The 4,654-nt window shown below is 62.0% G+C and carries 5 protein-coding genes; 1 reads left to right on the plus strand and 4 read right to left on the minus strand.

What is annotated here, in order from left to right; translation table 11 throughout:
• Positions 1-14: 14 nt before the first annotated feature.
• From VFW84_RS14740 to VFW84_RS14750, 3 genes are read right to left on the minus strand one after another with little or no spacing between them, the layout of a single operon-like run.
• Complete coding sequence (locus VFW84_RS14740) at positions 15-1,142, minus strand: NAD(P)/FAD-dependent oxidoreductase (protein ID WP_329681220.1); 1,128 nt, start codon at positions 1,140-1,142, stop codon at positions 15-17.
• On the minus strand, positions 1,139-2,236 hold the full coding sequence (locus VFW84_RS14745) for an SMP-30/gluconolactonase/LRE family protein (RefSeq protein WP_329681221.1): 1,098 nt from the start codon (positions 2,234-2,236) through the stop codon (positions 1,139-1,141). The genes VFW84_RS14740 and VFW84_RS14745 overlap by 4 nt, the downstream gene beginning before the upstream one ends.
• A gap of 13 nt (positions 2,237-2,249) precedes the next feature.
• Entirely contained in the window at positions 2,250-3,257 is a 1,008-nt protein-coding gene (locus VFW84_RS14750) for a phytanoyl-CoA dioxygenase family protein (RefSeq protein WP_329681222.1), read from the minus strand.
• A gap of 220 nt (positions 3,258-3,477) precedes the next feature.
• On the opposite strand from VFW84_RS14750, the gene VFW84_RS14755 reads away from it, so the two are divergent.
• Positions 3,478-4,185: a TetR/AcrR family transcriptional regulator gene (locus VFW84_RS14755; protein WP_329681223.1), complete on the plus strand. Its 708-nt coding sequence runs from the start codon at positions 3,478-3,480 to the stop codon at positions 4,183-4,185.
• 20 nt (positions 4,186-4,205) lie between these two features.
• Here the strand turns inward: VFW84_RS14755 and VFW84_RS14760 are convergent.
• Positions 4,206-4,654 (minus strand): AMP-binding enzyme (locus VFW84_RS14760; RefSeq protein WP_414639009.1); only part of this gene is annotated, 449 nt, incomplete at its 5' end.

Raw genomic sequence — 4,654 nt, forward strand, 5'->3', positions numbered from 1 at the left:
GGCCATGCACGGAGTCACACGCCCAGGATCTTTCGGTATTTCGGCACCAGCATGTGCCTGGCCTTGACCATGCTGACGAACCAGCCGGCCTTCACGACGCCAAGGCCCTTCAGTTGCGCGACGCCAGCCCTGCTGCCCATCGTGACCACCATCGATGGATTCCCCGTTTGAGGGTGGTACTGCTTCAATGTGGCCTGAGTCCCGACGCCTGACAGGGCCTGGCGGATATTCCAGGCGGCGGTCTTGACCTGTCCACCAATGTGCCAGGCCATCTTGTTCTCGTCGAGATCGGTGATGTCGCCCAAGGCATAGAGGAAGGGCAGGCCTGTGACTTGCAATTCGGGCGTGACCATGACGCGCCCCTGCTCGTTGAGCACGTGTGCAAAATGCGCGCGCATGTAGTCGGTATGGGGGCGCCCCCCTGTGCACCAGATCATCAAGTCATAGGGGATGCGTTGACCTCGTGAGGTCACGGCGACGCCCGACGGTGCAAACGCATCGTGGGGTTGGCTGCCACCGTCGGCCAGTCGCTCGTTGGTCAGAACCTCGACGCCACGAGCCTGGAGCAGTTCGTGCGCGTGCTTGGCTGCAGCCTCCGTGGTGCCGCGCAAGAGACGTGCCCCGGCCTCCATGATGGTGATCCGCTTGTCCGGATGGGCTTGCGCGATTTCACCAGCAACCTCCACGCCGATCGGACCGCCGCCCACGATGAGGATCGATCGAGCCGCTTCAACTCGTCTGGCATATCGCGCATAGAAGGCTTGCCGGTCTGATTCGCTGCCCTGGCTGCCTCTCATCAGGTCGTTGGCATAGCGACTGCCCGTGGCCAGCACGGTCACCTTGAAATCCTGCACTTGCACCTGATGCCGTCCGGTGTCCACCACGCCGCCAGAAGGCGTCAATGCGACGAGTCTGCCCTGAATGTGCCTGACCCCTGGCAGCGCACGCGCATAGGGCACGATGGCTTGTTTCGCGAAGTCCGGCCTGACGAGGTTGCGTGGCGCGGCCATGGGCACTTCAAAGTAATCGAGCGGGTCGACCAGCGTGACTTTGGCCGTCCGCGATAGTGCCTTGGCGAGGACCGCACCGGCCACACCGCCACCGTAGATGACGACGCTGTTGGATGTCGGATGCGCTTTCATGGGGTGGCCTCGCGCGTGTGCGGATGCTCGCTCAAGTTCCGCGGCAAACGCATCTGCCCCACTGACGGGTACTCGATGCTGCCGAAGTAGAGCGTGCCGTTGAACTCTCGGACGCTGGTGATGGGGGCGTAGGCCTCGGGCCGATCGTCTTGCAGGTCGGCCTGCACCACGCCATTCAAATCGAGCTTCAGAACGTGTGCGACCTTTTTCGCCTTTGGCTGGATGACCTGCGGGATGCGGTAGGCCGCCTTGAGCAGGGCAGGGTAGGGCAACAGGGCATCAAGCAGCGGGTCTCTGGGGGCATACAAGGCCAACCAGAATCCATCGCGGCCGTTGAAGCTGATGTTGTCAGGAAAGCCTGGCAGGTTGTCGATGAAGACTTCCTTCTGACCAGCCTTCTCGCCTTTCAACCAGTAGCGCCAGACACGGTAGGACAAGGTTTCAGACACGAGCACATAGCGCTCGTCCGGGCCCAATGCGACGCCATTGGCGACATGCAGCCCGCTCATCAGCACGCTGACGCCTTTGCTGACAGGGTCGTATTGCATCAAGCGGCCATTCGCACCGTGCTCGAAGACGTCCGACATCATCTTGTCGATGCCGAACTTGGACGAAGCGTCGGAAAAATAGATCTTCCCGGATGCGCCCTGGACAACGTCATCGGTCAGCTTGAACGGTACGCCTTGGGCTTGCGTTGCCAGTGTGGCGATGTGTCCCGCCTCGATTTTGAGAAGCCCCTTGACGGCATCTGCAACCAGGATGCTGCGGCCATCGGCTGATGCGAAGGTGCCCCACGGTCGGCCTTGTGTCTGGGCCAGTAGCTCGACGTGGCGGCCGTCAGGCGAGAACCGCACCACGCGTCCGTCCAGAAAGCCCGCGTAGATCCTGCCGCTGGCATCCAGCGAGATGCCCTCTGGCCCTGTGCCTTCCTGGAGACCCAGGCGCTCGATCGCGCTCAGGCTGCCTCTCGTCGCGGCGGTGGATTCGGCGAGCGCGGCGGGCGTCCAGCCGGTCGGGGCTATGTCCACAGGCCAGAGGCTGAAGTACGCCACCAATGCGGCAACTGCCGCCGTGGCGATGAAACGCTTTCTCATGCTGTTCGCCCCGTCACTTCTTCTGGTGGTTCGCTGCGGGCGCGACTTTCGTGGGGTCGTCCCAGGTCTGGCGCGGGGCAATGGTCGACTTGTTGCCGCTGAGCTCCAGCTTGACGGCCGAGACGGCGTTGTGGAGCGCCGAGCCAATCATCTTGTGCGGCTGCTCATGTTCGATCTGCACGCGCGCCGCACGCTCTGCAGGATCATGGTGCGGCAAGATGATCGGAAATGCCGCACCTCTCAAAGGGCCGCCAGGTCTGGCGTCATGTCGGAAATGAATCGGCATGCGCTTGGCGCCAGGTTCGTAGATCACGTCATCGCCAGTCCAGCGCAGCGCCAGTGCGCGCCTCGGTGTTGTCCGTGACTTGTTGCCAAACGAGCCATGCAGCGTGAGAGGGTGGAACATCAGGATGTCGCCTGGTTCCATGTCCCAGTGGAGCAGGTCGTACTGGTCCGGGTTGGCGTTGATGTCGGGGATGTCGTCCGCGTTTTCATCGATCAGTGCCGCCACGTAGTCAGGCGACAAGGACTTGAAGCGTTGCGGCCATTTGTGTGAACCCTTCACATACAGCAGGCCACTGTTTTCGGTCGTCACCGGATTCAAGGGGATCCAGAACGAGGTGATCTGTTCGCCGCGGATGGGCCAGAAGGTCAGGTCCTGATGCCACGGGGTGGGCGCGTCGGTGCCGGGCTCCTTGATGAACATCTGGTCATAGAAGAAGCGGACCTCTTCGGACTTCATCAAGTCCTTGGCCCAACGTGCAAAGGGGCCGTAGTAAATGAGGTCGCGCAGCACGTCGATGCGCTTCCACAAGAAGATGTCCATCTTGTAGCCCTCTGTCTTGCGGGACATGAACTTGCCTGTCACGGATTGGGCGTTGCGGGCCTCTTCGATCCCTTGTTCCACCATCTCAACCCAGTTCTTGTCCAGTGCGCCTTTGAGCATGATCACGCCGTCTTCTTCGTAGCGCTGGCGCTCTTCGGCGGTGAGCTGGCGGGAGGGGAAAGCAGGAAAGCCCATGAAAACCTCATAAACATGATTTAACTATCAATAATGATAATGTTATCAGTTGTGTGTGGGGTTGGGGTTTGTGCCAGGTTGTGGGCTGCTGGTAGTCTTGGGGGGTACGTGCAGCTTTCACCTCACCTCGGCCATGCCTCCCCTCAAGAAATCGATGCCGCCAGGCACCACCGACGCCCCATCCAAGCGAACGAGGGGGGCACTGACCGTCGGGAAAGGCATGCAGGCCGACGAAGCCGGTCGTGAGCGGGGCGGTGCTGCCGCAACGCGACAGGAAAAGCGGCGGCAGGAGACGCGCGACAAGCTGATGAGTGCAGCGTTGCGGTTGATGTCGGCCAAGGGGATGGATGGCGTGGCCATTCAAGACATCACCAATGCCGCAGATGTCGGGTTTGGGTCGTTCTACAACCACTTCCCGTCCAAAGAGGCGATCTTCCAGACCTTGAAGGAAGAGTTGATCGAGCGCTATGCCGCAGCGCTCGACAAACTGGGCGAACAGGTCGTGGATCCGGCAGAGAAGATCGCGGCGTCTGCTCGCTACACCATTCGGCAGGGACGGGCCGATCCGGTGTGGGGGCAGTTTGTGCTGGCCACCAACTTCAATCGCGACAGCTTGCGCTCAGGTCTCGGGCGCTACTTGCTTCGCGATGTCTTGACCGGCATTGAGGGCAAGCGCTTTGTGTGTCATGACCTTGCAAGCCTTGTCCTGGCAGTTGGCAGCATCATCCTGGGCGGGCTCATGGCCGAAGTCTCTGTGCCATCTCACGCGGATGACCCCTTCGGATCACCCGATGATCTGCCCGAGAAGGTGTCGGCCACCATGCTGCTGACCTTGGGGTTGCCTTGGGCTGAGGCGATGGAGGTCGCATGTCGGCCACTGCCGGTGGTCGATCTGCCTGTCAACCCGCTCAGCTTGCGCGCAAGCTGAGGCTTGGCGGGGCCTGCGCCTTAACGCAGCCGCTCCTGCTTGAACGTGTAGCGCGCCAGGCGAGCACTCAGTTCATCGCCCTTGTCGGCCGCACGCCACCGCACCACGGCGCCGATCTTCGGGTCCTGCGTGGCGTCGCAAGCGGTGAGTGAGGCGCCAATGGCATGCGCCTCATCGCGCACCACCGAGGCCAGTTCCTGGAGCGTGAGCGCCGGTTTGAAGATCTTGCCAATGGCGGTGGTGGGCAAGGTGTCGACGACATGGATGTGCTTGGGCCAGGCCGCGCGTTCTGCCACATGCGCTTGTGCGTGCTCCATCAACTCGGTCTCGGTGGCCTGGCGGCCTTCTCGCAGCTGGACGTACACCACGGGCACCTCGCCCGCATGGGCATCCGGCCGGCCCACGGCGGCGGCCAGTGCCACGGCGGGGTGTGTGTGCATCGCCTCTTCAATCAACTTGGGGTCGATGT

This window comes from Aquabacterium sp., assembly GCF_036279655.1.
Lineage (GTDB): Bacteria > Pseudomonadota > Gammaproteobacteria > Burkholderiales > Burkholderiaceae_C > Aquabacterium.